Origin of the sequence: Acinetobacter silvestris (assembly GCF_002135235.1) — a bacterium.
Lineage (GTDB): Bacteria > Pseudomonadota > Gammaproteobacteria > Pseudomonadales > Moraxellaceae > Acinetobacter > Acinetobacter silvestris.
This window is the reverse complement of record NZ_NEGB01000010.1, coordinates 44,485-68,507: the sequence shown is the minus strand read 5'-3', so window position 1 is coordinate 68,507 and position 24,023 is coordinate 44,485. Positions and strand designations below refer to the sequence as shown.

The 24,023-nt window shown below is 37.8% G+C and carries 26 protein-coding genes and 1 rRNA gene; 13 read left to right on the top strand and 14 right to left on the bottom strand.

Annotated elements, in window-relative coordinates; genetic code table 11:
• Nucleotides 1-73 precede the first annotated feature (73 nt).
• From rrf to B9T28_RS13810, 4 genes are all read left to right on the top strand, one after another.
• Nucleotides 74-188 (top strand): 5S ribosomal RNA (rrf, locus tag B9T28_RS13825).
• 191 nt (nucleotides 189-379) lie between these two features.
• Nucleotides 380-1,222 (top strand): hypothetical protein, encoded by an 843-nt coding sequence (locus B9T28_RS15090; RefSeq protein WP_252053661.1) that lies wholly within the window; start codon nucleotides 380-382, stop codon nucleotides 1,220-1,222.
• A 13-nt stretch (nucleotides 1,223-1,235) separates the two neighbouring features.
• A complete protein-coding gene (locus tag B9T28_RS13815) occupies nucleotides 1,236-1,547 on the top strand; it encodes an ankyrin repeat domain-containing protein (RefSeq protein ID WP_086204562.1) in 312 nt (103 codons plus the stop codon).
• A 343-nt stretch (nucleotides 1,548-1,890) separates the two neighbouring features.
• A complete protein-coding gene (locus B9T28_RS13810) occupies nucleotides 1,891-3,054 on the top strand; it encodes an acyl-CoA dehydrogenase family protein (protein WP_086204561.1) in 1,164 nt (387 codons plus the stop codon).
• A gap of 40 nt (nucleotides 3,055-3,094) precedes the next feature.
• On the opposite strand, the gene B9T28_RS13805 is transcribed toward B9T28_RS13810, so the two are convergent.
• Nucleotides 3,095-3,712: a TetR/AcrR family transcriptional regulator gene (locus tag B9T28_RS13805; RefSeq protein WP_086204560.1), complete on the bottom strand. Its 618-nt coding sequence runs from the start codon at nucleotides 3,710-3,712 to the stop codon at nucleotides 3,095-3,097.
• A 156-nt stretch (nucleotides 3,713-3,868) separates the two neighbouring features.
• Between B9T28_RS13805 and B9T28_RS13800 the strand changes: the two genes are divergently transcribed.
• The 6 genes from B9T28_RS13800 to B9T28_RS13775 all read left to right on the top strand — a co-directional run bounded on the left by B9T28_RS13800 (nucleotide 3,869) and on the right by B9T28_RS13775 (nucleotide 12,302).
• The gene (locus B9T28_RS13800; RefSeq protein WP_086204559.1) at nucleotides 3,869-5,677 is read left to right on the top strand and encodes an acyclic terpene utilization AtuA family protein; all 1,809 of its coding nucleotides are present in this window, start codon (nucleotides 3,869-3,871) and stop codon (nucleotides 5,675-5,677) included.
• Between the two features lie 92 nt (nucleotides 5,678-5,769).
• Complete coding sequence (locus B9T28_RS13795) at nucleotides 5,770-6,660, top strand: SDR family oxidoreductase (RefSeq protein WP_086204558.1); 891 nt, start codon at nucleotides 5,770-5,772, stop codon at nucleotides 6,658-6,660.
• Nucleotides 6,660-8,273: an acyl-CoA carboxylase subunit beta gene (locus tag B9T28_RS13790; protein ID WP_086204557.1), complete on the top strand. Its 1,614-nt coding sequence runs from the start codon at nucleotides 6,660-6,662 to the stop codon at nucleotides 8,271-8,273. The genes B9T28_RS13795 and B9T28_RS13790 overlap by 1 nt, the downstream gene beginning before the upstream one ends.
• 75 nt (nucleotides 8,274-8,348) lie before the next feature.
• Nucleotides 8,349-9,506, top strand: coding sequence for an acyl-CoA dehydrogenase family protein (locus tag B9T28_RS13785; RefSeq protein WP_086204556.1), 1,158 nt, complete (start codon nucleotides 8,349-8,351; stop codon nucleotides 9,504-9,506).
• 14 nt (nucleotides 9,507-9,520) lie between these two features.
• Nucleotides 9,521-10,360 carry an enoyl-CoA hydratase/isomerase family protein gene (locus B9T28_RS13780; RefSeq protein ID WP_086204555.1) on the top strand — a complete coding sequence of 280 codons (840 nt, stop codon included), beginning with the start codon at nucleotides 9,521-9,523 and terminating at the stop codon, nucleotides 10,358-10,360.
• A 1-nt stretch (nucleotide 10,361) separates the two neighbouring features.
• Nucleotides 10,362-12,302, top strand: coding sequence for an acetyl/propionyl/methylcrotonyl-CoA carboxylase subunit alpha (locus B9T28_RS13775; protein WP_086204554.1), 1,941 nt, complete (start codon nucleotides 10,362-10,364; stop codon nucleotides 12,300-12,302).
• Nucleotides 12,303-12,372: 70 nt separating this feature from the next.
• Here B9T28_RS13775 and B9T28_RS13770 read toward each other — a convergent pair whose 3' ends face one another.
• The 9 genes from B9T28_RS13770 to rplM form a co-directional block, all read right to left on the bottom strand.
• Nucleotides 12,373-12,786 carry a roadblock/LC7 domain-containing protein gene (locus B9T28_RS13770; RefSeq protein ID WP_086204553.1) on the bottom strand — a complete coding sequence of 138 codons (414 nt, stop codon included), beginning with the start codon at nucleotides 12,784-12,786 and terminating at the stop codon, nucleotides 12,373-12,375.
• Nucleotides 12,787-12,795: 9 nt separating this feature from the next.
• A complete protein-coding gene (locus B9T28_RS13765) occupies nucleotides 12,796-13,329 on the bottom strand; it encodes a GTP-binding protein (RefSeq protein WP_086204552.1) in 534 nt (177 codons plus the stop codon).
• 12 nt (nucleotides 13,330-13,341) lie between these two features.
• Nucleotides 13,342-14,289, bottom strand: coding sequence for a hypothetical protein (locus B9T28_RS13760; RefSeq protein WP_086204551.1), 948 nt, complete (start codon nucleotides 14,287-14,289; stop codon nucleotides 13,342-13,344).
• Nucleotides 14,290-14,351: 62 nt separating this feature from the next.
• Nucleotides 14,352-14,711, bottom strand: coding sequence for a hypothetical protein (locus B9T28_RS13755; protein WP_086204550.1), 360 nt, complete (start codon nucleotides 14,709-14,711; stop codon nucleotides 14,352-14,354).
• A gap of 342 nt (nucleotides 14,712-15,053) precedes the next feature.
• On the bottom strand, nucleotides 15,054-15,716 hold the full coding sequence (locus B9T28_RS13750; RefSeq protein WP_086204549.1) for a hypothetical protein: 663 nt from the start codon (nucleotides 15,714-15,716) through the stop codon (nucleotides 15,054-15,056).
• A 16-nt stretch (nucleotides 15,717-15,732) separates the two neighbouring features.
• Nucleotides 15,733-16,167, bottom strand: coding sequence for a ClpXP protease specificity-enhancing factor (locus B9T28_RS13745; protein ID WP_086204548.1), 435 nt, complete (start codon nucleotides 16,165-16,167; stop codon nucleotides 15,733-15,735).
• Nucleotides 16,168-16,193: 26 nt separating this feature from the next.
• Nucleotides 16,194-16,847 carry a glutathione S-transferase N-terminal domain-containing protein gene (locus tag B9T28_RS13740; RefSeq protein WP_086204547.1) on the bottom strand — a complete coding sequence of 218 codons (654 nt, stop codon included), beginning with the start codon at nucleotides 16,845-16,847 and terminating at the stop codon, nucleotides 16,194-16,196.
• A gap of 233 nt (nucleotides 16,848-17,080) precedes the next feature.
• Nucleotides 17,081-17,467, bottom strand: coding sequence for a 30S ribosomal protein S9 (gene rpsI, locus B9T28_RS13735; protein WP_086204546.1), 387 nt, complete (start codon nucleotides 17,465-17,467; stop codon nucleotides 17,081-17,083).
• Between the two features lie 13 nt (nucleotides 17,468-17,480).
• Nucleotides 17,481-17,909 (bottom strand): 50S ribosomal protein L13, encoded by a 429-nt coding sequence (rplM, locus tag B9T28_RS13730; RefSeq protein WP_053579670.1) that lies wholly within the window; start codon nucleotides 17,907-17,909, stop codon nucleotides 17,481-17,483.
• Between the two features lie 576 nt (nucleotides 17,910-18,485).
• Between rplM and pdxA the strand changes: the two genes are divergently transcribed.
• From pdxA to B9T28_RS13715, 3 genes are read left to right on the top strand one after another with little or no spacing between them, the layout of a single operon-like run.
• Entirely contained in the window at nucleotides 18,486-19,454 is a 969-nt protein-coding gene (gene pdxA, locus B9T28_RS13725) for a 4-hydroxythreonine-4-phosphate dehydrogenase PdxA (protein WP_086204545.1), read from the top strand.
• A gap of 19 nt (nucleotides 19,455-19,473) precedes the next feature.
• A complete protein-coding gene (gene rsmA / locus B9T28_RS13720; RefSeq protein WP_086204544.1) occupies nucleotides 19,474-20,286 on the top strand; it encodes a 16S rRNA (adenine(1518)-N(6)/adenine(1519)-N(6))-dimethyltransferase RsmA in 813 nt (270 codons plus the stop codon).
• On the top strand, nucleotides 20,287-21,135 hold the full coding sequence (locus B9T28_RS13715) for a symmetrical bis(5'-nucleosyl)-tetraphosphatase (protein ID WP_086204543.1): 849 nt from the start codon (nucleotides 20,287-20,289) through the stop codon (nucleotides 21,133-21,135). It abuts the gene before it with no gap.
• Between the two features lie 102 nt (nucleotides 21,136-21,237).
• On the opposite strand, the gene B9T28_RS13710 is transcribed toward B9T28_RS13715, so the two are convergent.
• The 4 genes from B9T28_RS13710 to B9T28_RS13695 all read right to left on the bottom strand — a co-directional run bounded on the left by B9T28_RS13710 (nucleotide 21,238) and on the right by B9T28_RS13695 (nucleotide 24,014).
• Nucleotides 21,238-21,666 carry a DUF2147 domain-containing protein gene (locus B9T28_RS13710; RefSeq protein ID WP_252053659.1) on the bottom strand — a complete coding sequence of 143 codons (429 nt, stop codon included), beginning with the start codon at nucleotides 21,664-21,666 and terminating at the stop codon, nucleotides 21,238-21,240.
• A 349-nt stretch (nucleotides 21,667-22,015) separates the two neighbouring features.
• A complete protein-coding gene (locus tag B9T28_RS13705; RefSeq protein ID WP_086204566.1) occupies nucleotides 22,016-22,465 on the bottom strand; it encodes a DUF2147 domain-containing protein in 450 nt (149 codons plus the stop codon).
• A 339-nt stretch (nucleotides 22,466-22,804) separates the two neighbouring features.
• The gene (locus tag B9T28_RS13700; RefSeq protein ID WP_086204541.1) at nucleotides 22,805-23,248 is read right to left on the bottom strand and encodes a DUF2147 domain-containing protein; all 444 of its coding nucleotides are present in this window, start codon (nucleotides 23,246-23,248) and stop codon (nucleotides 22,805-22,807) included.
• A 97-nt stretch (nucleotides 23,249-23,345) separates the two neighbouring features.
• Nucleotides 23,346-24,014 (bottom strand): LrgB family protein, encoded by a 669-nt coding sequence (locus B9T28_RS13695; RefSeq protein WP_086204540.1) that lies wholly within the window; start codon nucleotides 24,012-24,014, stop codon nucleotides 23,346-23,348.
• Nucleotides 24,015-24,023: the final 9 nt, after the last annotated feature.

The following is a 24,023-nucleotide window of genomic DNA, read 5'->3' as shown; positions in this document are numbered from 1 at the left end:
ATTTCTGTTAATAACTCATTTGACGAAAGCTAGGCATTCAATAAGACCTTGGCGAGTAAGCATAAACAGTTGTGCTGGCGACAATAGCAAGAGTGAACCACCTGATCCCTTCCCGAACTCAGAAGTGAAACCTCTTAGCGCTGATGGTAGTGTGGGGTTACCCATGTGAGAGTAAGTCATCGCCAGCTCATTAATTCTAAAAACACCCCAACTTAACAGTTGGGGTGTTTTTTTATGGGAAATATGTACGGAATAAAGGGGGGTAAAGGGTTAGTAGTGATTAGTCAGTCAAAACTTAAATATCAAATTTTTAGAATATCTTCGAAAGGAAATATTTTATGTTATAAGAAAGTATTTTTCGATAATAAACCTTAATATAATGAATGAAGAGCAATTAATAGCTGAAGCAATTTTGCAATTGAAACAAGAATCAAGCATTCTCAAAGATTATCTCTTTCCTATAGCGATGGCTTTATTTTCTTCATTTATAGGTGCGTGTGCAGGTTATTTAGTTTATTTGAGGCAGGAAAAAATGGCTGCCGAAAAAAGAAAGTTAGATATTATTAATAAATGGATTTTAATTGCAGATGAGATTCATCAATCATTGTTGTCGATTAAATTCAATTATCATGGAAACTTAACTTCTGATCCATATCAAAGATTTCTTGCTATACCATCAATTGTAGGTACAGAAAAAAAATATCAGTATGATTATTATGAATTAGTTTTTATAACTGATTATGAAAATGTTAAGTGGTTGAATGTCGGATATCTTAGAACTCTCTTTGCCAATTACGATACTTTACTTTCATTATGGAATATTAGAAATAAATTTAATGAAAAAGTTCGCATACAGTTCTTTGAATCTGATGATAATAATACAGCTTATATTGATTTAAATGATATAGAAATAGAGTCGAAAATTAACCAAAGTGACTTATCTTGTTTAATAGATTTGACGGAGCGATGTTTAAGATTAAATGATGATTTAATTATAGAGTTTTATAATTTTTTAGATGAATTTCCTAAAGTGGTAAGTAAAAAAATAGATTTAAAATTGACAAAAAATCATGGGTTTATACTATATTTTGATATGAAAAAAAACAAAGCTATTCAGCCTTTATTGGAAGAATCTCCTTTACCAGATTATAAAAAAATTTCGAAAATTTCAGGACGTTCAGAAGAAGAACTTATGGCAAGATATAAAAAGCTATTTGAATAGGTAAATTTAAGCCATGCAATTTAATTCGATCTCCCCAATTCCTGAAGATGATGAAGAACTTCATCTTCCCGAGCTTGTCTACTGGGCATCACTTGGAGATGTGGCAGAAGTGGAAAAAAGCTTAGCCAATGGTTCTGATGTAAATACTACTGATGATGAAGGTTATAGCGCATTACACGCCGCAGCTGAAAATGACAGTTTAGAAGTGGTCAAGTTACTTGTGAGCAAAGGTGCAGATGTACAGCACAAAGCACCACATACTGCTTTAGAGCTTGCAGAAATGGCCGAAAACACAGAAATAGTTGCCTATTTAAAAAGCTTATAAGCTGATAATAGAATTTGGGAATAAAAAGAAGCCTCATCATCCTGATGAGGCTTCTTCGTATTGATTCGCTAGGTAAACTCCTGTTCTACCTCATTTCCCGATGCTCAAACTTATGATTATTGTTTTTAGTTTGGGAAACGTCCTGTTTCCTTATATAGTTAGGATAATAAAAATCTGTGAGCCGTTATAGTCGTTATTCGTCACAACTGTTGTACGTCATTGCTTACATGAATGATGAATTGATAAATAATAGGATGTGATTTGATCATTATTGCAAATTAAAAAACTAAAATTCCTGTCACTATAAAAGCGGTACCTAAAAATAATGTAGGATGCGTAAAATATGCAACTCAATCCAATTTACTATACAGATCAACATATTGCATTTGCAGATTCAGTACGAAAATTTGTACAAAAAGAATTAATGCCACATATTAATGAATGGGATGAGGCGGAAACATTTCCAAGAGAACTCTATAAAAAAGCTGCAGATATAGGCTTACTTGGATTGGGCTTTGATGAAAATTATGGTGGAATATCAGGCACAGATGCATTTTATGTTTTGCTATCTTCTATTGAATTGGCCAAAACAGCTTCGGGTGGGTTATGTGCATCCTTATTATCGCATTCAATCGGTGCACCTCCGATTAACCATTTTGCCAGTACAGAAATAAAAGAAAGTGTACTGACTCAAATATTATCAGGTGAAAAAATTTCTGCACTTGCGATTACTGAACCCGGTGGCGGATCTGATGTGGCGGCATTACAGACCAAAGCGATTCGAGAGGGGGATGATTATATTATCACGGGTGAAAAAACCTTTATTACCTCTGGAATGCGTGCAGATTATTATACTGTTGCCGTTCGAACTGGCCCTGATGCAAAAGGTGCCAATGGAATTTCGATGCTATTGATTGATGCACATAGCGCGGGGATCACTAAAACCAAATTAGATAAAATGGGTTGGTGGGCATCCGATACTGCACACATTCATTTTGATCAAGTCCGAGTTCCTGCAAAAAATCTTTTAGGTGCTGAAAACATGGGTTTTTTGGTAATTATGAATAACTTTAATATGGAACGTTTCTTTTTGGCTTCCAGCAGTTATGGTTTTGCTTTGACTTGTTATGAAGAGGCCTTGGAATGGGCACAACAACGTAAAACGTTTGGTAAGCGTTTGGTTGATCATCAAGTGATGCGACATAAACTGGTGGATATGGCAACTCGACTGACTACAACTCGTGCATTATTGGAAGATACGGCATATCGTTTGGGGCGACCTGAATTACAAGGTAATGATTTAGTTGCACAAATTTGTATGCTAAAAAATGTCGCAACACAAACCATGCAGTTTTGTGCAGATGCCGCAGTGCAAACATTAGGGGGTATGGGCTTTATGCGCGGTACCAAGTCTGAACGTATTTATCGAGAAGTTAAAGTGAATATGATTGGTGGTGGAACAGAAGAAATTATGAAAGATTTAGCCAGCCGCCAGTTGGGTTATTAAGTGATCAATGATCAAATTGTGGATAAAAAGTGACTTATCCTCAATTTGATTGATTGTGACTATTCATTGCCATTTCCCAAACCGTTTGTGTTAATTCATCCATCGATATTTTGCCATTGGGATTATACCAAGTCACGGTCCAAGCAATGGCTCCGCCAATTAAGCGACGCCAAATGAAAGCATCATGCTGAATCTTGCCATCATCACATAACTTTTGAATTACATTTAGCCAAATATCTTCGTAATGATTGCGGCGTTTTAACAATTCATTTTGTTTTTCTGTAGATAAAGCAAACCATTCATAGACTAAAACGGCCATTGCAGAACCTGTGTCACCAGTAATAGAGATGAGTTCAGCTTTAATCAGCTGTTTCAGTTGTTGTTCGGGATGAGTGGATGACTGAATTGCTTCTTCTAAACGGGCATGATTATAAATAATGGTCTGTTCCATGACATGGGCGAGAATATCATCCTTACTTTTAAAGTGATGAAATAGGCTACCTGATTGAATACCAATGAATTGTGCCAACTCTCTGACAGTCGTTTTTGCATAACCTTGTTTGTGAAACAAATAGGCAGCACCAGATAATAAACGACCGCGAGGACTATCTTCAAAGCAAGCAATCGGTTGAATATCATCAATTGAGTGTGCGATCATTTGGTGCGTACTTCCTATTAAAACAATATCTTATTGCTCATTTAGAATTTAAACGAACATTTTTGTCAATTCAGCATAACATTTTGCTCTTTACAAACCAAGCGCTTGCTTGGTAAATTAAAAAGCATAAATTTCAAACAAAATAATGAGAAGACAATGACAGAGGCTCTACAGGATGATCAGCGTATCGTGAAAATTGGTTGTGCTTCAGGTTTTTGGGGAGACACCAATACGGCCGCATTTCAGTTGGTGCATTTATCCGATATTAATTATTTGGTCTTTGATTATTTGTCTGAAATTACCATGTCGATTATGGCTAAGGCGATGATGACTGATCCAAATCATGGTTATGCATTAGATTTTGTCAGTCGGGTGATGACACCTTTACTCAAAAAAATCAGTGATAAGAAAATTAAAGTGATTAGTAATGCGGGTGGAGTCAATCCATTGGCTTGTCGTGATGCATTACAAAAAGTGATTGAGGCACAAGGTTTAAATTTAAAAATAGCAGTGGTTTTAGGGGATGATCTTTTATCCAAGCAAGCGGATTTAAAAACTCAAAACATTAAAGAAATGTTTAGTGATGAGGAGCTACCAACTCATCTTGCCAGCTGTAATGCTTATTTAGGTGCAGTAGCCATTCGTGATGCTTTGGATTTAGGGGCTGATATTGTGATTACTGGCCGAGTGGTGGATTCAGCTGTAGTACTCGCACCATTATTGCATGAGTATAAATGGTCTTTGGATGATTATGACAAATTGGCGCAAGGCTCACTGGCAGGGCATATTATTGAGTGTGGTGCACAATGTACAGGTGGTAATTTTACCGATTGGCGCTTAGTACAAGGCATTGACAATATGGGCTTTCCAATTGTGGAAGTTCGTGAAGATGCATCTTTTATTGTGACCAAGCCACAAGGTACGGGCGGTTTAGTGTCTACTGCAACGGTGGCGGAACAAATTGTTTATGAGATTGGTGATCCACAAGCTTATTACTTACCAGATGTGACCTGTGATTTTAGTCATATTCACTTAGAACAAGTGGCTGAACATCGTGTTGCAGTTACAGGTGCAAAAGGTCGAGAGTCTTCATCTCAATATAAAGTCAGCGCAACTTACCCCGATGGATATCGAGTTTTGGTGAGCTTTTTAATTGCTGGACGTGAAGCGCCAGAAAAAGCACAAGTGATTGCTGATGCGATTTTAACTAAATGTGAACGTGTTTTAGCACTTCGCTCAGTACCACCATTTTTAGAAAAATCAGTGGAAATACTTGGTATAGAAAGTACTTATGGCGCACATGCTCAACACACGGCTAGTCGTGAGGTTGTGGTGAAAATCGCAGTGAAACATTTGTTTAAAGAAGCTTGCATGTTTTTTGCCTCAGAAATTGCTCAGGCTTCAACAGGTATGGCACCCGCATTAACTGGAATTGTCGGAGGGCGTCCAAAAGCATCCCCAGTGATTAAACTTTTTTCTTTCTTGATTGATAAAGATCAAATCAATGTTGAGATTGATCTTGATGGGCAACGCCATGTAGTAGTTATTCCTCAAGGCAATTTAAATCAAACATTTAATGCACATCCATGTGGTGAAGTAGCGCAATTACAAGGCAATGAAATTGAAGTTGCATTGATTGAACTGGCACATGCACGTAGTGGAGATAAAGGTAATCATAGCAATATTGGTGTGATTGCGCGCAAGGCAGAATATTTACCTTGGATTCGTGCAAGCCTGACCGAAGCCCATGTAGCCGAATATATGAAACATGTTTTAGATGCTGAAAAGAGCAAAGTAATTCGTTATGAATTGCCAGAATTGAATGCCTTAAATTTCATGTTGGAAAATGCATTGGGTGGGGGCGGCGTAGCCAGCTTACGTATTGATCCACAAGGAAAAGCTTTTGCACAGCAGCTCTTGGATATGCCAGTAAAAATCCCAGCAAATTTATTTGATGAAAGATAAAACTATCCTTTGAAAAGGAAAGTATTTAGAAAATTATGCATTTAAAACAATGTATTTAGAAATAATCGAAATAGAAAAGGAAGCCGAATAAGATGAGTTATCACTCAATATTTAGACCAGATGCATTTCAAGATAAAGTTATTATTATCACTGGCGGTGGTTCAGGCATTGGCCGTTGTACTGCACATGAACTGGCGTCACTGGGTGCTCAGGTGATCATTACAGGTCGAAAAATTGAAAAGCTGGAAAATGTCAGCAAAGAAATTATTGAAGATGGCGGCAAAGTTCATTTTATCGTGTGTGATAACCGAGAAGAACAGCAAGTAAAAGATATGATTGCTGAAGTGATTGAAAAATTTGGCAAGCTCGATGGTCTCGTTAATAACGCAGGAGGCCAATTTCCATCAAATTTAGAAAGTATTTCTGCAAATGGCTTTGATGCTGTAGTTCGGAATAATCTACATTCCACTTTCTATCTCATGCGTGAAGCCTATAACCAATGGATGGAAAAATATGGCGGCAGTATCGTAAACATGGCTGCTGATATGTGGGGGGGGATGCCAGGTATGGGACATTCTGGTGCTGCCCGTTCAGGAGTCGATAACCTCACTAAAACGGCTGCTGTGGAATGGGGCCGTTCAGGGGTACGTGTTAACTGTGTTGCACCAGGTTGGATTATTTCTTCAGGAATGGATAACTATAGTGGTGATTTTGCTAAATTTATTATTCCAAGTTTAGCTGGAAATGTCCCATTAAAACGTATGGGAACTGAATCAGAAATCTCATCGGCTATTTGTTATTTTCTATCTGATGCCGCAGGATTTGTTTCAGGTGTCACCTTAAGAGTTGATGGTGCAGCCTCTCAGGGAACGCGTATGTATCCACTTGCCGATGCGACCAATAGCGAATCATTCAATGGCTTTCATCGAGCCTTTATTCCTGATGTTCTTAAAAAGAAAGAGCAGCAAGAGGTAACTGAATAATGACTATTCTACAATCTGAAATTGCTGTGGGCAGTGAGCAGTATGAAGCCAATAAAGCGGCATTATTGGTACAACTCGAAGAAGTTCGTGTGATCCAAAATAAAGGACTGGAAAAGTCTTATGCTGCAAAGCCCAAGTTTGATAAGAAAGGAAAAATTCTACCACATGAACGGGTACGTCTAGTTTTAGATGCAGATTCTCCCTTTATCGAACTCTGTGGTCTGGTCGGTTATAATATGCATGATGATAAAGATGGTTCTGATGCAGGAGGTGGGATTATTGCAGGAATTGGTTTCGTCAGTGGTGTACGTTGCCTCGTCTCTGCTAGTAATAGTGCTATTAAAGGCGGAACAATTGCACCAATGGGGGTACAAAAAACCTTACGTCTGCAAAAAATAGCCTTAGAACAAAAATTACCGATGGTCACACTCGCTGAAAGTGGCGGTGCTAATCTCAATTATGCAGCAGAAGTTTTTACCAGTGGCGGAACGACATTTGCTAATCAAGCACGGATGTCAGCAGCCGGTATTCCACAGCTTTCTGTGGTACATGGTAATGCAACGGCAGGGGGGGCATACCAACCTGGTCTTTCCGATTATGTAATTACGGTACGTAAACAAACGGAAATGTTATTGGCGGGTCCTCCATTACTATTAGCTGCTACTGGTGAGATCGCAACTGCTGAAGAATTGGGTGGTGCAGAAATGCATGCTCAAATTGCAGGAACAGCTGAATACTTAGCAGAAAATGATGCCGATGGTATACGTATCGCCCGTGAGGTATTTGAACATTTAAACTGGAAAGAACAGACCAAAACAATAGATATTCGCTATAAAGAGCCACGTTATTCAGCAGAAGAACTCCTCGGAATTATTCCTGCGGATCCGAAACAACCTTTAAATATGAAAGAAGTGGTTGCTCGTTTGGTCGATGATTCTGACTTTTTGGAATTTAAGCCAGAATATGACAGTCATACCGTCAGTGGTTGGGCAAAACTCGGTGGTTTAAACATTGGTATTATTACCAATAATGGCCCAATTACCCCACAAGGTGCAGCAAAAACAGCACAATTTATTCATCTCTGTGAACAAACGAATCGACCGTTATTATTTTTGCATAACACTACTGGCTTTATGGTCGGAACGGATGCTGAGCAGAATGGCATTATCAAACATGGTTCAAAATTGATTCAAGCCGTCGCCAATGCAACTGTACCTAAAATTTCGATTGTGGTTGCAGGTTCCTATGGCGCTGGAAACTATGCCATGTGTGGTCGGAGTTTATCCCCTGATTTTATTTTTGCTTGGCCAAATTCACATGTTGCAGTGATGGGTTCAGCTCAGGCGGGTAAGGTTTTGCGTATTGTGGCTGAAGGAAAACAAAAGGCATCAGGCATGGAGCCAAATGAGCAAATGCTAGATTTCTTGGAACAAAGTACGGCAATGAAGCTGGAACAGCAATCCACTGCTTTATTCAATACCGCCATGCTGCATGATGATGGAATTATTGACCCAAGAGATACGCGAAAAGTGCTGATTTTCTTATTGCAAACCGTTTATGAAGCGGAACATCGTCAACTAAATTCAAGCAAGTTTGGTGTATCACGCTTTTAGCAATTCATTGCTTTCCCTTAAGTCGGGAAAGAAAACATAGATTTAAAAACAAAAAATTAAATTTAAGGAAAAATAATGAAATTTACCTCTGAACATGAAGCACTACGCCGTACTACACGTCAATTCGTAGAAGCTGAACTCAATCCTTTTATTCCAGAGTGGGAGGCTAAAGGACAATTTCCTATTCATCAAGTCTTTAAAAAAATGGCTGATTTAGGTTTACTCGGTATTTGTAAACCTGAAGAAAATGGCGGCTTGGGACTAGATTATTCTTATAATTTGGTGGTTGCAGAAGAATTGGGGCGTGCAGCATGTGGGGGTGTACCCTTAGCCATTGGCGTACAAACAGATATGGCAACACCTGCATTAGCTCGCTTTGGCAGTAAAGAGCTTCGTGATGAGTTTTTAACACCAGCGATTGCGGGGGAATATGTGGCATCAATTGCAGTGTCTGAAGTACATGCTGGCTCTGATGTTGCTGCTGTAAAAACCACAGCGAAAAAAGACGGAGATGATTACATCATCAACGGTAGTAAGATGTGGATTACTAACTCACTTCAAGCCGACTTTTTCTGCTTATTGGCCAATACCTCTGATGATAAGCCACATTCTAATAAATCGATGATTATTGTACCTGCCAAAACCAAAGGCATTAGTTTTTCAGCGCCTTTAAATAAATTAGGGATGCGTTCAACCACCACAGCAGAAGTGTATTTTGACAATGTGCGTGTGCCACAGCGTAATTTAGTCGGTGCGGAAGGCATGGGCTTTATGATGCAAATGCTGCAATTCCAAGAGGAACGGATGTGGGCCGCTGCGAATGCGATTGGTGGGCTTGAGCATGTGATTAATCAAACGATTGCCTATACCAAAGAACGTAGCACATTCGGTCAACCACTGATTAATAACCAATATGTTCATTTCCGTTTTGCAGAATTAAAAACTGAAGTGGAGGCTTTACGTGCATTGACTTATCGCGCTTGCGACTTACATATTACAGGTGAAAATGTTACGGAATTGGCCTCTATGGCGAAACTAAAAGCAGGGCGATTAACCCGTGAAGTTGCAGATAGCTGTTTGCAGTATTGGGGCGGTAATGGCTTTATGTGGGATAACCCAGCTTCTCAGCTTTATCGGGATGGTCGTCTAGGTTCAATTGGTGGGGGTGCAGATGAAATCATGCTAGGTATTATTTGTAAACTCATGGATATTTTACCGAGAAAACAAAAATAAGCAGGAGTATTTCAATGACACTTTCAAATTCTCTTGCTGATTTACACCTAGATGACAGTATTCAGCTCGAATTATCAAATGGCATTTTAAGATTGTGGTTAAACCGCCCTGAAAGTCGTAATGCCATGAGTTTAGCTATGGTGAAAGCGATTCAGCAGGTTTTTACGGCTATTCAGGATGATCAATCGATTCGTGCTGTTGTCATTCGTGGCAAAGGTGGTCATTTCTGTGCAGGTGGTGACATTAAAGATATGTCTCAATTGTGCGGTGAAGCGATGAATATAGGCTCAAATCAGCCTTATGTAGATTTTAATCGTCAATTTGGTGCCATGCTTGAACAAGTCGATCAAGCACCACAAACGGTAGTTGCTGTATTGGAAGGTGTTGTTTTAGGTGGCGGTTTTGGACTAGTTTGTGTATCCGATGTTGCGCTGAGTCTTGCTAATGCAAAATTGGGCTTACCTGAAACAGGATTAGGCATCATCCCTGCACAAATTGCCCCATTCGTGGTTAAACGTATCGGTTTAACTCAAGCTCGGCGTTTAGCACTGCTCGGTAATCGTTTTGATGGGCATGCCGCTTTGCAATATGGCGTTATACATGAAGTCGTTGAGCATGAAGCAGCGTTAGAGTTGTCTTTAAGTTTGGTCATTAAACAGATTAAACGTACCGCACCGCATGCTTCTCGTGTGACCAAAGCATTATTGCACCAGACTTTAACAGAACCTTTAAAGACATTACTGGATGATGCAGCACAACATTTTGCAGATGCAGTGAGTAGTTCAGAAGGTATCGAAGGTACATTGGCATTTGTACAAAAACGTGATCCAAATTGGATGGATGAGGAAAAGTAGAATGGCATTTTCAAAAATTTTAGTTGCGAATCGTGGTGAAATTGCTGTTCGAGTGATACAAACTGCGAAAGCAATGGGCTATGCAACTGTAGCCGTTTATTCAGATGCTGACCGTCATGCACGACATGTGAATATTGCAGATGAAGCGGTATATATTGGGGCATCAAAAGTCTCAGAATCCTATTTGTCTATTGTTCAGATTATTGAAGCCTGTAAAAAAACGGGTGCGGATGCTGTCCATCCGGGTTATGGTTTTTTATCTGAAAATACAGATTTTGCAGCAGCTTGTTATGCAAATGGGATTACTTTTATTGGGCCAAGTGCGGCATCCATTGAGCTGATGGGCAGTAAACGTTTATCTAAAATAGCCATGATTCAAGCGGGTGTGCCCTGTGTGCCTGGTTATGAAGGAGAGCAGCAAAATATTGAATATTTAGCCAAACAAGCAGAAATAATCGGTTATCCAATCATGGTCAAAGCATCTGCTGGTGGTGGTGGACGAGGGATGCGTTTGGTTGAGCAATCATCAGAACTGCTGGAATCTTTAAAAACAGCACGCTCGGAAGCTGAAAATGCCTTTGGTTCTGGTGAACTCATTCTTGAAAAAGCAGTGATTGCACCGCGGCATGTCGAAATTCAGGTCTTTGGCGATCTACATGGTAATCATGTTTATCTGTTTGAACGTGACTGTTCAATTCAACGCCGTCATCAAAAAGTGGTTGAAGAAGCACCTTGTCCAGTGATGACCCCAGAATTACGCCAAAAAATGGGTGAAGCCGCTGTTGCAGCCGCAAAATCCTGTGATTATATTGGCGCAGGAACGGTTGAATTTTTATTGGATCAATTTGGTGAGTTTTATTTTTTAGAAATGAATACTCGTTTACAAGTTGAGCATCCTGTGACGGAAATGGTAACAGGATTAGACTTAGTGGAATGGCAGTTGCGTGTTGCAAATGGTGAAGTTTTACCACTTAAACAATCTGAACTGACTTTGAATGGTCATGCCATCGAAGTTCGTTTATATGCAGAAGATCCCCGTCAAAACTTTTTGCCACAAACGGGTCAAGTTCTACGTTGGCAGCCTGCGGAGTTACTGCATGTGCGGATTGATCATGGTTTGATGCCTCAAGGTGAAATTAGTCCATTCTACGATCCAATGGTCGCGAAAATCATTGCATATGGTAAAACTCGTGAAGATGCGATTCGTTTATTGGCACGTGCAGTCGATGACTGTGTGCTTTTAGGTATTGATAGCAATAAGCAATTTTTGGTGAATTTACTTCGACATCCCATTATTGTTGCTGGCGATACCAATACTGCATTTATTCAACAACATTTTCATTCCGACCCGAGTTTGCATAAGCAAAGTTTGGATTTAGAACATCTAGCTATTGCAGCTGCAATCTTGACCTCTTCATCTCAACAAACCGCTTGGAATACCGGTGTTGCACCTCAATTGCCATTGAAACTTAAAATTGATGATCAAAAGATTGATATTTGGGTTAAGCAACAACAGCATAGCCTTACCGTGGAAAGCTGTGGACAGTCTCAAACTATTGAACTGGTTCAGCAAGACAATATGCAACTGACCTATATGATGGATGGGGTACGCCGTAAAGTTGATTATGTATTAAGAAACAATCAACTGTATTTAGATGCAGTCAACGGTAATGTTTGCATTGAAAATATTACTTATGCGGCACCTGAGCTTGTCGAAGCCGAAGGTGATGGGAAAATGCGCGCTCCGATGGATGGAGCTGTAATCAATATTTTTGTCAACCAAGGTGATGTGGTTGTAAAAGGGCAAACCTTACTCATTTTAGAAGCCATGAAAATTCAGCAACAAATCAAGGCTGATGTTGATGGCGTGATTGAGGAAATTATTGGACAGGTTGGGCAGCAAGTGAAAAAGCGTCAAGTACTTATGCATATTAGTCTTTAAATTCTGATAGCCATTTACAGAAATGTTAGATGGCTATTTAACAGAATGAGCACTATTTTAATTTAATTTTTTAATGAGCATGATGGGTGATGGCATGACTTGCACTTTTTAAGGCATACAATAATTGTCCGAGTAGAACATCTTTTACAACCAGAGTTACAATCACCATAGGGTGTTTTTCAGCAGGGATCGCCGTCAGAACAGCTTTACCATTTTCAGCATCTAGGGTAATGCTTTGACAGCCATTGAGCTGAATCTCGCCTAGAAATGCACTGACCATGGCTAAAATTGAACTGCTTACAGCAGCAAGTTTACTGGCATTGTAGATGTCGCGTTTATGTACACTACCAAGTTCAAAACCATCCGTTGAACAGAGCATAATAAATTCGACGCCTTTAACATTCTGCATCACATCATGAATTTGAGCTTTGGCATATGTAATTAAGCTTTCAGGTGCTGTTCTATGTTCTGCCATGTTAATCATATTGATGTCCTATAAGTGCTTAATTTCAAAAGATGTAATTAATGTTTTTAATAATAAAAGGATATCTTCTTTTTTTCTAGCATCGACAAAATAGAGGGGATGATTTAAATTTTGTTCTAATAACCAATCTCGATATTGATGAGTTGATTTATTTAAGTCTTCGTCAATATGTGTAATTGCAATGGTGATATTTTCACCATATTGCTTAAAAGTATCAATGTAATAACGAAGTTCATCCAGTGGCTTAGTTAAGGTGTGATCAATTAGAATAATAATACCAATCGCACCTTTACAGATGACACTCCACATAAAGCTAAAGCGCTCTTGTCCAGGTGTTCCGTATAACCCAATTTTATTACCATCGTCTAAAGTCACTTCACCATAATCAATGCCGACAGTGGTTTGTAATTTTTTATGACTCTGTTCATCTGTATTGAGCGCTTCGGTAGCTAAGACTGGAATTTCAGAAAGTGATTTAATTGCTTCCGTTTTACCAGAGCCCATCGAGCCCGCAAATACTATTTTAAATTGTTGAATAATCATACTTTACTCTTATTAAAAACCGAATCTGCTTTTTAGTTTGCCAAAAAAACTTTTAAGCGCACTTTGCTCTTGGTTTTCTAAAACGTGTTGACCAAATTTACTTTCTTTGGCTGAAATTTGTTTCACATTTTGAATTGCTAAATTGGCTGCAATAAAATGTTGTACTGTGGTAATTGGAATATCCAGTTTCTTAGCGACCGCTAAGATTTCTGCACCTTGGATAAAACAAGCGGAGAGTTGTAATATAGTTTTTTGATCTGGAGTTAAGGGTTGCGGCCAAAATTGAATACGGAAATAGCTATTTTCATTGGGATAGGTACAGAGTTGTGGTGAATTCCAAATCAGATTAAATAACCAGTCCTCTAAGTTATATTGGCGCTTGCGTGACACTTTAATGAAGTCAGCCGTAGATGCACCTTCAAATTGGATGCTTGCATCTGTTTTAAAGTCTGTTCGTGTCGGCTCTAACCAAGCGAAATGCATATTGTGGTCGATAATAGCAATGGTGCCAAATTGGTCATAAAAGTGTAGTTTTCTATTATCTTCCAGATACAGGTTTTGAAAGTATTTAATATCTTTGATTGAATGTTTTTCAAATTTTGACTCATTGGATTGAATAGATTCTGAAGTCTCAAACTGAAAATTTATTTTAATCCAATCTTGTAAAAATTGATTATTTAAAATTGGAAGATAAAGCGTATTGGGATGTATATCCTCCTCATGAATAGTTTTTTTAGAAACTTTCAAATAAGGAATATTTTTAGTATTAATTATATTCTGGACATTGTCATTATCATAAAAAATTTCATTAATAAATAAACAGTCTAGATTTTGGTCAGAAATGCTTGTCCAATTAATTCCAATTTCATGGGGTAACAGGTGGCGAAGTTGGATTTTAAGGTCCTCGGTCGTTGTTGAACCAATTCCTGAGATTGCAATATTGATACAAGGATTATTCATAATATCACTTATTAAATATGTGAAATTCCCCATTATATCTTTTGATATAATGAGGGGGTAAATTAAGAAAAAGTTAAATCATTTTCAAAACTTTTTAGCTCATGGCGAGCCATTGCCAGATTTGACTTTGAACGATCTAATACTAAGTATAAGAAAACATTTTGGTTTTTTTCAAGTGGACGGATAATATGATACTGTTTACCTAAAGTGATTAAAATATCTTCTATCGTGTCGTTGAGTTTTAAAGCATTTGCTACTTTCCGTTTAGCACGTACAACCTCGGTATTACCAGCAGCAGCAAGTTCTAAATTAATGTCTTTACCACCTTCAGTTGCTAATGCAAGACCACTTTCACTGTCGACTAATGCGGCTGCACAGAAACCATCGATGTTTGTTAATGAGTTGAGGGATATTTTAGCCATATTTTTTTCTCTTCTGTTATTTTACAATTATTGAATGAATTACTCTAGGGTTTAATTATTGTATCCAGTAAAGTAATGACTCTTATTATATGAAAGCTTTGTATGAAAGCAATATGATTAATTGTCAATTTAAAAAAATAAGTAAGACTGTTTAATATATCTAATATTAGGACAAGTAATTGTTAATAATCCATCATATTAAATATATATAATGTGATGAATTTATCTTAATTTATTGTTTTTTGTAATTGTAATAAAAAAATATTTAATCTATTTAAAGGTTAAATAGACTTGATTTTAGATCAATAAAAAGCGATCTTTAAGATCGCTCCGTAACTTATTTTATGCAAAAATAGCTTTAAGTGCATAATATAAAATGGTTAGAACCAAGAAGGCAACAATAGGTTCAAGTATTTTTGCCCAAGTGGGTTCGGTTGTGACGGGTGTATGCATTGTGACATGATCGTCTAGCTTTTCATTGACAGTATGACTATTTACCATTTGATTAAACTCCTTCATCGTCTCATCTAATGATAGCTCTTCTGGAGAGACAGGTTTAGAGCCAATTAGTTCATTTAGATCATTGGTTAGCCAAACCCAATCTTTAGCTTGACCAGACAGATGCTCAACTTGACCCAGAAGTAATTCACAGATGCCATTTTTGCCGTAATGACCCGTTTCATCCAATTGTTTTAGTTCTGCGAATTGAAATGTTAAAAAATCTGTACACGCTTTTTCCAAATCACTTTTGCCTAATTTTGATTGGTTATGCTCAGAAGTCGTTAGATGCCTTGCAATTTCTTGAATATATAATGGATCTTGAGTAAGGATTTCTTGATAGGTTTTAAGATCATCATTGCGCCAAAGACTGATAAGTTTACCTAAGGTAAGTGTATTGATTTCATTGATATATTCATTTTTTTCTTGCGTTTCATACTGGCTCAAGAGCTGAGGCTTTTGACTCTTTATCTGCTCTGCAAAATATTGTACTAAATCAAAAGCCATATAACTCTCCTTATTTTTACTCTAAAATTCTTAAACTTGGTTTTTTCTTAGGGATATCAGATTTTTGTGTTTCTGTAGTGTTTGATTTTAAAGCATCTTCAGTTATTTTAACATGAGAATATTCTTCTGGGTCAAAGAACATACCTTGACTATTTTCACGTGCATAAATACCTAACACAGCATCTATTGGGATATAAATATCTTTAGATACGCCACCAAAACGTGCTGAGAAAGTAATGGCTTCATTATTGATGTTGAGTCTATGCACCGCATGCGGGACAATATTTAACACAATTTGACCATCTTGTACAAATTGTGTCGGTACATCCGTATGTGGACGTGTAGCATCGACCAGTAAATGCGGTGTTAAGTGGTTATCGCAAATCCATTCATAAATTGCACGAGTTAGATATGGACGAGTAGGGGTTAAATTCAATTCTTGTTCAGACATCAGAAATTACTCTATTAATTTGCGAGTTATGGATGGGGTAAAAGCGCACTATATCGACTCTTTTCTTGAAAAGTCATCGCCTTCAAAAAGGCTGGGCGACTAAAAATACGTTGGCAATACAGCAAGATTGGGCGACATTGTTGCTTGGGAAGGTTAATCCCCATCTGCTCTAGCCGTATAAAAATGGGGGCTAACATGCAATCTAAAATGGTAAAACTTTCAGACATAAAATAAGGATAGTGCTGAAATAGTGGGGTTAAAGAAATCAAGGTTTCTTTTAGTTGCTTTTGTGCTTTTTTCCTGTCTTGCTCATTCAGCGTGTCGGGATGACATAACATAATATCTGCAAGTTTTAACCAGTCTTGTTCGAGACGCCAGATATATTGACGTTGTTCGGCACGTGGTGCTGGGGCATCTGCATAGAGTTTATTTTGACGATAACGATCATCAATATATTCAGAAATAATGGCAGTGTTAAATAATTTTAATTCATTTTCGATGAGCATGGGCAATTGGTTATAAGGATTTAAACTTGCTAAATCTTCGTCTTCATCCTCAACTAAAATTAGATGATACTTAATTTGTTTTTCGGCAAGCAGTAATCGAACCCAATGCGATCTAAAGTCATCGGTATGGCTATAAAGCGTAATTCCTTGAACTGGAGCATTTTCAATAGACATAGACCAAAAACTTAACAGAGTGAATAGAGTAGGATACTAAAAAATAGCTATAAAATCACGATGACATTGTTGTTAGAGACAGAAAGACTAAAAGTAAGGGGTGAACTATCACTTTTGTGTGCTTTTATATAGCAAAATTTAGATTGTGATCATAATTTAAAATATTGTTGTTTTTATTAGGTATAAAAAAGCCTTGGAAAATCCAAGGCTTTTTGTCCGATTCGGTAAACGAATTAACGTTTAGAGAACTGAGGACGTTTACGTGCTTTACGTAAACCAAGTTTCTTACGTTCAACTTCACGAGCATCACGAGTAACGAAACCAGCTTGACGAAGAGCAGGTTTAACAGATTCGTCAGCAGCGATTAACGCACGAGTAATACCGTGACGAATAGCGCCTGCTTGACCACTGATACCACCACCAGCAACAGTGATGTAAAGGTCAAATTTTTCAGTAGCGTCTAAAAGCTCTAAAGGTTGACGAACGATCATACGAGCAGTTTCACGACCGAAATATTGCTCAATGCTATGATTGTTAATTACGAGTTTGCCTGTACCAGCTGACAAGAAAACACGTGCAGTTGCGGTCTTACGGCGACCTGTACCATAGTTAGTAGCCATGTGCTGTTATCCCTTAGATGTCCAAAACTTGTGGCTGTTGAGCAGTATGAGGATGCTCAGAACCAGCGTACACTTTCATTTTTTTGATCATTGCATAACCAAGAGGACCTTTTGGTAACATACCTTTAACAGCTTTTTCTAAAACTGATTCAGGTTTGTGAGCAATTAACTTCTCGAAGTTAGTCTCACGGATACCACCAGGGAAACCAGTATGGCGATAGTATTTCTTATCCTGAGCTTTTTTACCAGTCACAGTAATTTCTTCAGCATTGATTACAACGATATAATCGCCAGTATCAACGTGAGGAGTATAAGAAGTTTTGTGCTTACCGCGTAAACGACGAGCGATTTCAGTCGCAAGGCGACCTAAAGTTTTGCCAGAAGCATCAACAACATACCAGTCATGTTGAACTTCAGCAGGCTTAGCGCTGAGAGTTTTCATTAAACCACTACCTATTATAGTTGGTTTGGACTATGGAATCTGTCCAAACAAAAGGAGACCGAATTCTACCTGAAAGACAGGCGAATCACAATGAAAATATAGAATTTCAAGCGAGATATTTTATGTGAATTAATCAATAATGAAAAGCTTTTTTATGAGGTCGGTGGTTGGTTTAATGTATTAAATTAACTTATTCATAGACTATCAAATTGAAAATAATCATAGATAAATATGAAATGAATAAATTACCTTATTTTTTAAATTATTACGGTTGTGCGAAATCTTACTGATTTTTAGGTTTTTTAAATTTTACTATTATTTAATAGATGCATAGCTCACCTCAATTCTATTTAGGGTTTACGTTCTTGGAAATATTATTTTTATCCCTGACCAAAACTTATGCGATATACACTAAAAAACTGGAAATGGTTTAGATAGAGTCGTGTGGTTTGATCGGAATTTTTTATTTATTCGAAATTGGTCAGAGTCTGAGTTGTTACATTCTTAGTTAGGATTGGAAATGAATAATCAAAGCACGTGTATAATGGAAAGTACGGCTATGTTTAAGAGTTGATTATGCTTCCTTTATATGTGACGAGTGGTGAACCTGCAGGAATTGGCCCAGATATTTGTTTAAGTTTAGCAGAACGTGTTGATGAGCGCCCGATCGTGGTTTTGGCTGATATTAACTTATTAAAGCAACGTGCTGACATTCTAAATAAAACAATTGAATTGATTGAATATAAGCAACAGGCTGTTACGTCCTTACAGGGGCAGCTTTATGTAGAGCATGTTGCATTAAAGACAGAAGTTGTTCTAGGAAAATTAAATTCTGAAAATTCAGCGTATGTACTCGAACAATTACGTCGTTCAGCCGATTATGCCATGCAGGGTAAAAGTGTGGGCGTTGCAACGGCACCCGTACAAAAATCAATTATAAATGATGCAGGCATTCATTTCAGTGGACATACCGAATATTACCAAGAATTTGCAGGTGTAGAGCGTGTAGTAATGATGTTAGCCACCAAAACTTTACGGGTCGCATTGGCAACCACACATTTGGCGTTACGTGATGTTCCTGATGCAATTACGCAAGAACGTTTGCATCAAGTGATTGATATTTTGATTCATGACTTAAAAACCAAATTTAAAATAGCGCAACCGCATATTTTAGTCTGTGGGTTAAATCCACATGCAGGTGAAGACGGTTATTTAGGTCGTGAAGAAATTGAAGTGATTAATCCTGTGCTTGAAACGTATCGAGCGCAAGGTATTGATATGAGTTTAAGTCTACCCGCCGATACTTTATTTACTCCTGAACATTTAAAAAATGCGGATGCTGTTTTAGCGATGTATCATGATCAAGGTCTACCTGTGTTAAAATCTCAAGGATTTGGTGAAGCTATTAATATTACTTTAGGCTTACCGTTTATCCGTACCTCTGTCGATCATGGCACAGCGCTCTCCCTTGCAGGCACAGGACTCGCAAAAAGTTCAAGTTTGCATGTTGCTGTTGATTTAGCACTTGATCTGGCTCGTAACTAATTCACGTTGGAAATCATTTATGTATCAAATTAATGCCTTAAACCCAAAAGATGAAGGGCATCAAACGCGTAAGCGTTTTGGACAAAACTTCTTACATGACCAACGTGTAATTGCCAAAATTGTACGTTCTGTTGCACCACGTAAAGGTGAAAATATTGTTGAAATTGGTCCGGGTTTAGCGGCACTAACATCACCATTAATTGGCGAATGTGATGCTTTAACGGTGATTGAGCTAGATCGTGATTTAGCTGCAGGCTTACCCGGTCGAGTACCGTATCCTGAGCGCTTAACCATCATTGAAGCCGATGCCTTAAGATTTGATTACACTGAGTTATTTGAAGAAGGTCGCCCTTTACGCGTAGTGGGGAATTTGCCATATAACATTTCAACGCCATTACTGTTTCATCTTTTACAGTTCGGTGGAAATGTGAAAGATATGCATTTTATGCTGCAAAAAGAAGTAGTTGATCGGATTACGGCTTCGCCGAATACGAAAGAATATGGACGCTTGTCTGTAATGATTCAGTATTTTTGTAAACCTACCTTTTTGTTTGAAGTACCACCAGGATCATTCAATCCACCGCCAAAAGTAACCAGTGCGGTATTCCGTTTGGTTCCTTATGCTGAAAAACCGATTGTTGCAAAAAATGAAAAAGCCTTGGCGCGTTTAGTTGGGCATGTTTTCACACAACGTCGTAAAACTTTGCGTAATAGCTTAAAAGGGATGCTTGTTGAAAATGGTTTTGAGAATGCTGGAGTTGATCCAATGGCACGCCCTGAAACGCTATCATTGGTTCAGTTTGTCGCATTGTCAGATCAAATGGTGGGCTAAATGGGGCATCAAAACGTTCGATATAACTATGTGATCGGTGATGTGCAGGGCTGTTTTGAAGCGTTAAAAGCCTTACTCAAAGAGATTCAATTTGATCCTGATCAGGATTTTATTTGGTTTGCAGGAGACTTAGTCGCACGCGGTGAAAACTCGATTGGCGCACTTCGTTTTATTAAAAAATTAGTGGATCGGGGCGTTGCAGCAACCGTACTGGGTAACCATGATTTAAACCTTTTGGCTTGTGCTCGTGGGATTAAGAAAGTTAAAGAGCGAGATCATACGCAAGATGTCATTGATGCGATTGATAGCGATGATTTAATTGATTGGTTACGCAAGCAACCTTTATGCTTATTTCCGAATGAACATACAATTTTGACACATGCCGGTATTCCATGTATTTGGACTGCATCACAAACTGCTGGTTTCGCAAAAGAAGTAGAAGCTGTTTTGGCCGCAGAGGATTTTGCAGTTTTAGATGGTTTCTTAAAAGATATGTACGGGACTGAGCCTGATCTTTGGTCAGATGATTTAACGGGTCATCAGCGTTTAAGAACCATTACCAATTACTTAACCCGTATGCGTTTAACCGATCAGTATGGGCGTCTTGAATTTAGTTTTAAAGATAGCTTAGATGATCCAATGCCTGAAGGTTTTCAGCCGTGGTTTGAATATGTATCAAATGCGGCTCAAACGCATCAACTATTTTTTGGTCATTGGGCTGCATTACAAGGGAAAACCATCAATCCACAGATCCAGAATGTAGATGGTGGTTGTGTTTGGGGTAATCAACTTATCGCCTATCGTTTGGAAGATCAGCTGTCATTTCGGGTGAATAATCCAGTTATATAAAAATATTATTGAACAAAAAGCCAGTCTATTTAGAGACTGGCTTTTTTAATTCGAAATAAGATAAGTTTTTAAGGGATTCTTATTCACTTATATAACAGCCTTTTACTCTATACGAATCCACGTTTGGCTACGACCCAGTGCAGATACCCCCATGTATCCACGGAAAAATAGTTTTTTACCATTTGGACTTATACGTCCTTTTAAGCGATAAATTTTGCCACTTACTGGGTCTAAAATACGACCATCTGTATAGTTGGTTTGATCTTGTGTTTTTAGCCCAGAAATGACCTGCATACCTAAAATCGGTTTATTGGTAAAAGGAGCAGGGCAATTGGTACAAATTTCTTTCGGTGTATAACCTTGTCGCGGTGTTATTTTATGAACTTTACCAATATAAGTTCCATCTGTGGATTGTTCAATTCGCACTTGTCCTTTATTTTCCCCCGTTTGGTCGTCAATATAGCGCCAAACACCAGTAATATCTTGTGCGAAGGCAAAATTACTGATGAAAATAGCAGTGATAATACTCATTGATTTGTACAAAATACGCATGATTTTTAATAGCTTCCCTGTCCATGGTTGTTATGAAAATACTTTATATATAAAGTTTTATCGTTTGAATTTGCAGCATATTCTACCTTGTTCTTTTAAATAAAGTACATATGTGTTTTATTTTTTATCATAACTTTATTTTTAGAGATTACATCGATTCAGGAATAATAAGTCATATATTAAGTTGAATTTAAAAAACGGTTTTATTATTAATTTTGATGTTTTTTGAGCCGTACTTTATAAAAATAATTAAATTATAAAAAAGCCCAAGCATTTGCTTGAGCTAGTATCTCGATGGAATCTACATTCATTTAAGACTAAATGTTGATTAAAGTCGAATCCACGTTTGGCTACGTCCCAAAACTGAAACGCCCATATAAGCTCTCATGGTTAAACGTTTGTTTGTTGAACTCAGTTTCATTTTTGCATTATAGACCTTACCTGCTAAAGGGTCGATGATTTGGCCATGTTCATAGCTATTGGTTTCTTCTACATATCTTAAGCCTTTAACGACCTCCATGCCTAATATAGGTTGGTTCGTATAAGGAGCTGGGCACTTGTTGCATGTTTCACGTGGTGTATAACCTACACGTGGTGTAATTTTAATAATTTTCCCAGAATAGGTATTATTCGCTTCTTTACGAATTTCAATAATCGCTTTGGGTGCTCCAGATTTATCATCGATTTGTTGCCAAAGGCCTGATAAATCTTGGGCAAATATAGAATTACTAAGTCCCAATAATAAACACGTACTGAATAATTTTAGATTCATTTTCATCATCATCTCCCCTTAAATATACAATAAGCCAAAAGGAAATATAGATAATCCATTTTGTATTATTGCTTTCCATTTCTAAGTTATTATTTTAAGGGAAATCTGAGTTTTGCGCTGGGTTTTATGCGAAAAATCGCCTTTTGATGAAGCTAGATTGCATTAACTGGTTAAAATTTGTTAAATATTGTAACAATGTTAAGTGGTCTAGCTTCAGTAAAATAATGATACATATGTATAATATTTGGATTGAATTACGATCAATAAGATACTGACAGTAAAAATAATAGAGCTTCTTTAATGAGCTGCTCATGGCAACAGCATAAAATAGTTAAATTCTCTATATTAATCACGAATCCAAGTTTGACTACGTCCAAGTGCAGAAACACCGACATAGCCGCGTAATTGTAAACGTTTACCATTAGGAGAGATTTTTGCTTTCATGGAGTAAATTTTTCCAGTTAATGGATCAATAATTCGTCCGCCAGAGTATTCATCATCTTTAACGAATTGTAGACCTTTTAGAATGTCCAAGCCTAAGATAGGTTTGTTGGTATAGGGTGCAGGGCAATCTACACATGTATCTTTCGGAGTGTAGCCCGGTCGAGGTGTAATTTTAATCACTTTGCCGGTATAACTGCCATTTGATTCTTTACGAATTTCGAGAATTGCTTTAGATGAACCTGTTTTGTCATCAATATTTTTCCAAAGCCCTGTGATGTCTTGTGCCAATGCCCCACAACTTAATGTAGAAAATAGACATGCTAATAGTAATTTATTTGATCCCATTCTTTAAACGCCCGTTATTAAATTAAATAGAGTATTAGCTCTATATTAGGATGAATAAAAATGCGATGCAATCATATGGAGGGTGAAATAAGTCACATTATTTAATAAATAAGACAAACATCGGTAACCAAATAGCGGTGAATACGGCATTTACTGCCATGCCAAATGCAGCATAACGACCAGCAACAGTACCGCGTTGCCATGCTTGGGCAGTGCCAATCGCATGTGCCGCAAGACCTAAGGCTAAACCTGATGCACGCTCATCATGAATATTTCTTAAAATAATCGATGAAAATGCTGCACCAATCACACCAGATAAAATCACGATTAAAATCACAAGTGTGACAGGAGAGTGCAATAAGGTCGCGATATTAATCGCAATTGGTGTGGTCACAGCACGTGTAGCAAATGCCATGATGGTCGGTTCAGACATATGCAGTAAATAAGCCAAGCTCATGGGTAAAGCAACGGCACTTATACTGGCGAAAACCAAAATTCCAATCATAGATTTGATCGGTAGATCATCAAAACGCATTGCAGCAAGTGGGATCGCTAGAGCGACAGTAACATAACCCAATAGATGGCTGAAAATGCCATTCATTTGAGTATTATATTGTTCATATGGAATTCTGAATAATAATAAAAGACCAATAACAAAAAACATGGCAATGACCAATAATGGCACTTGAGGAAATTTTCTATTTACTGGCTTTGCTGCTAGGTAAGCAATGAGCGTAATGAGGAAACCAATGAGAATACTAAACATGATGATCTC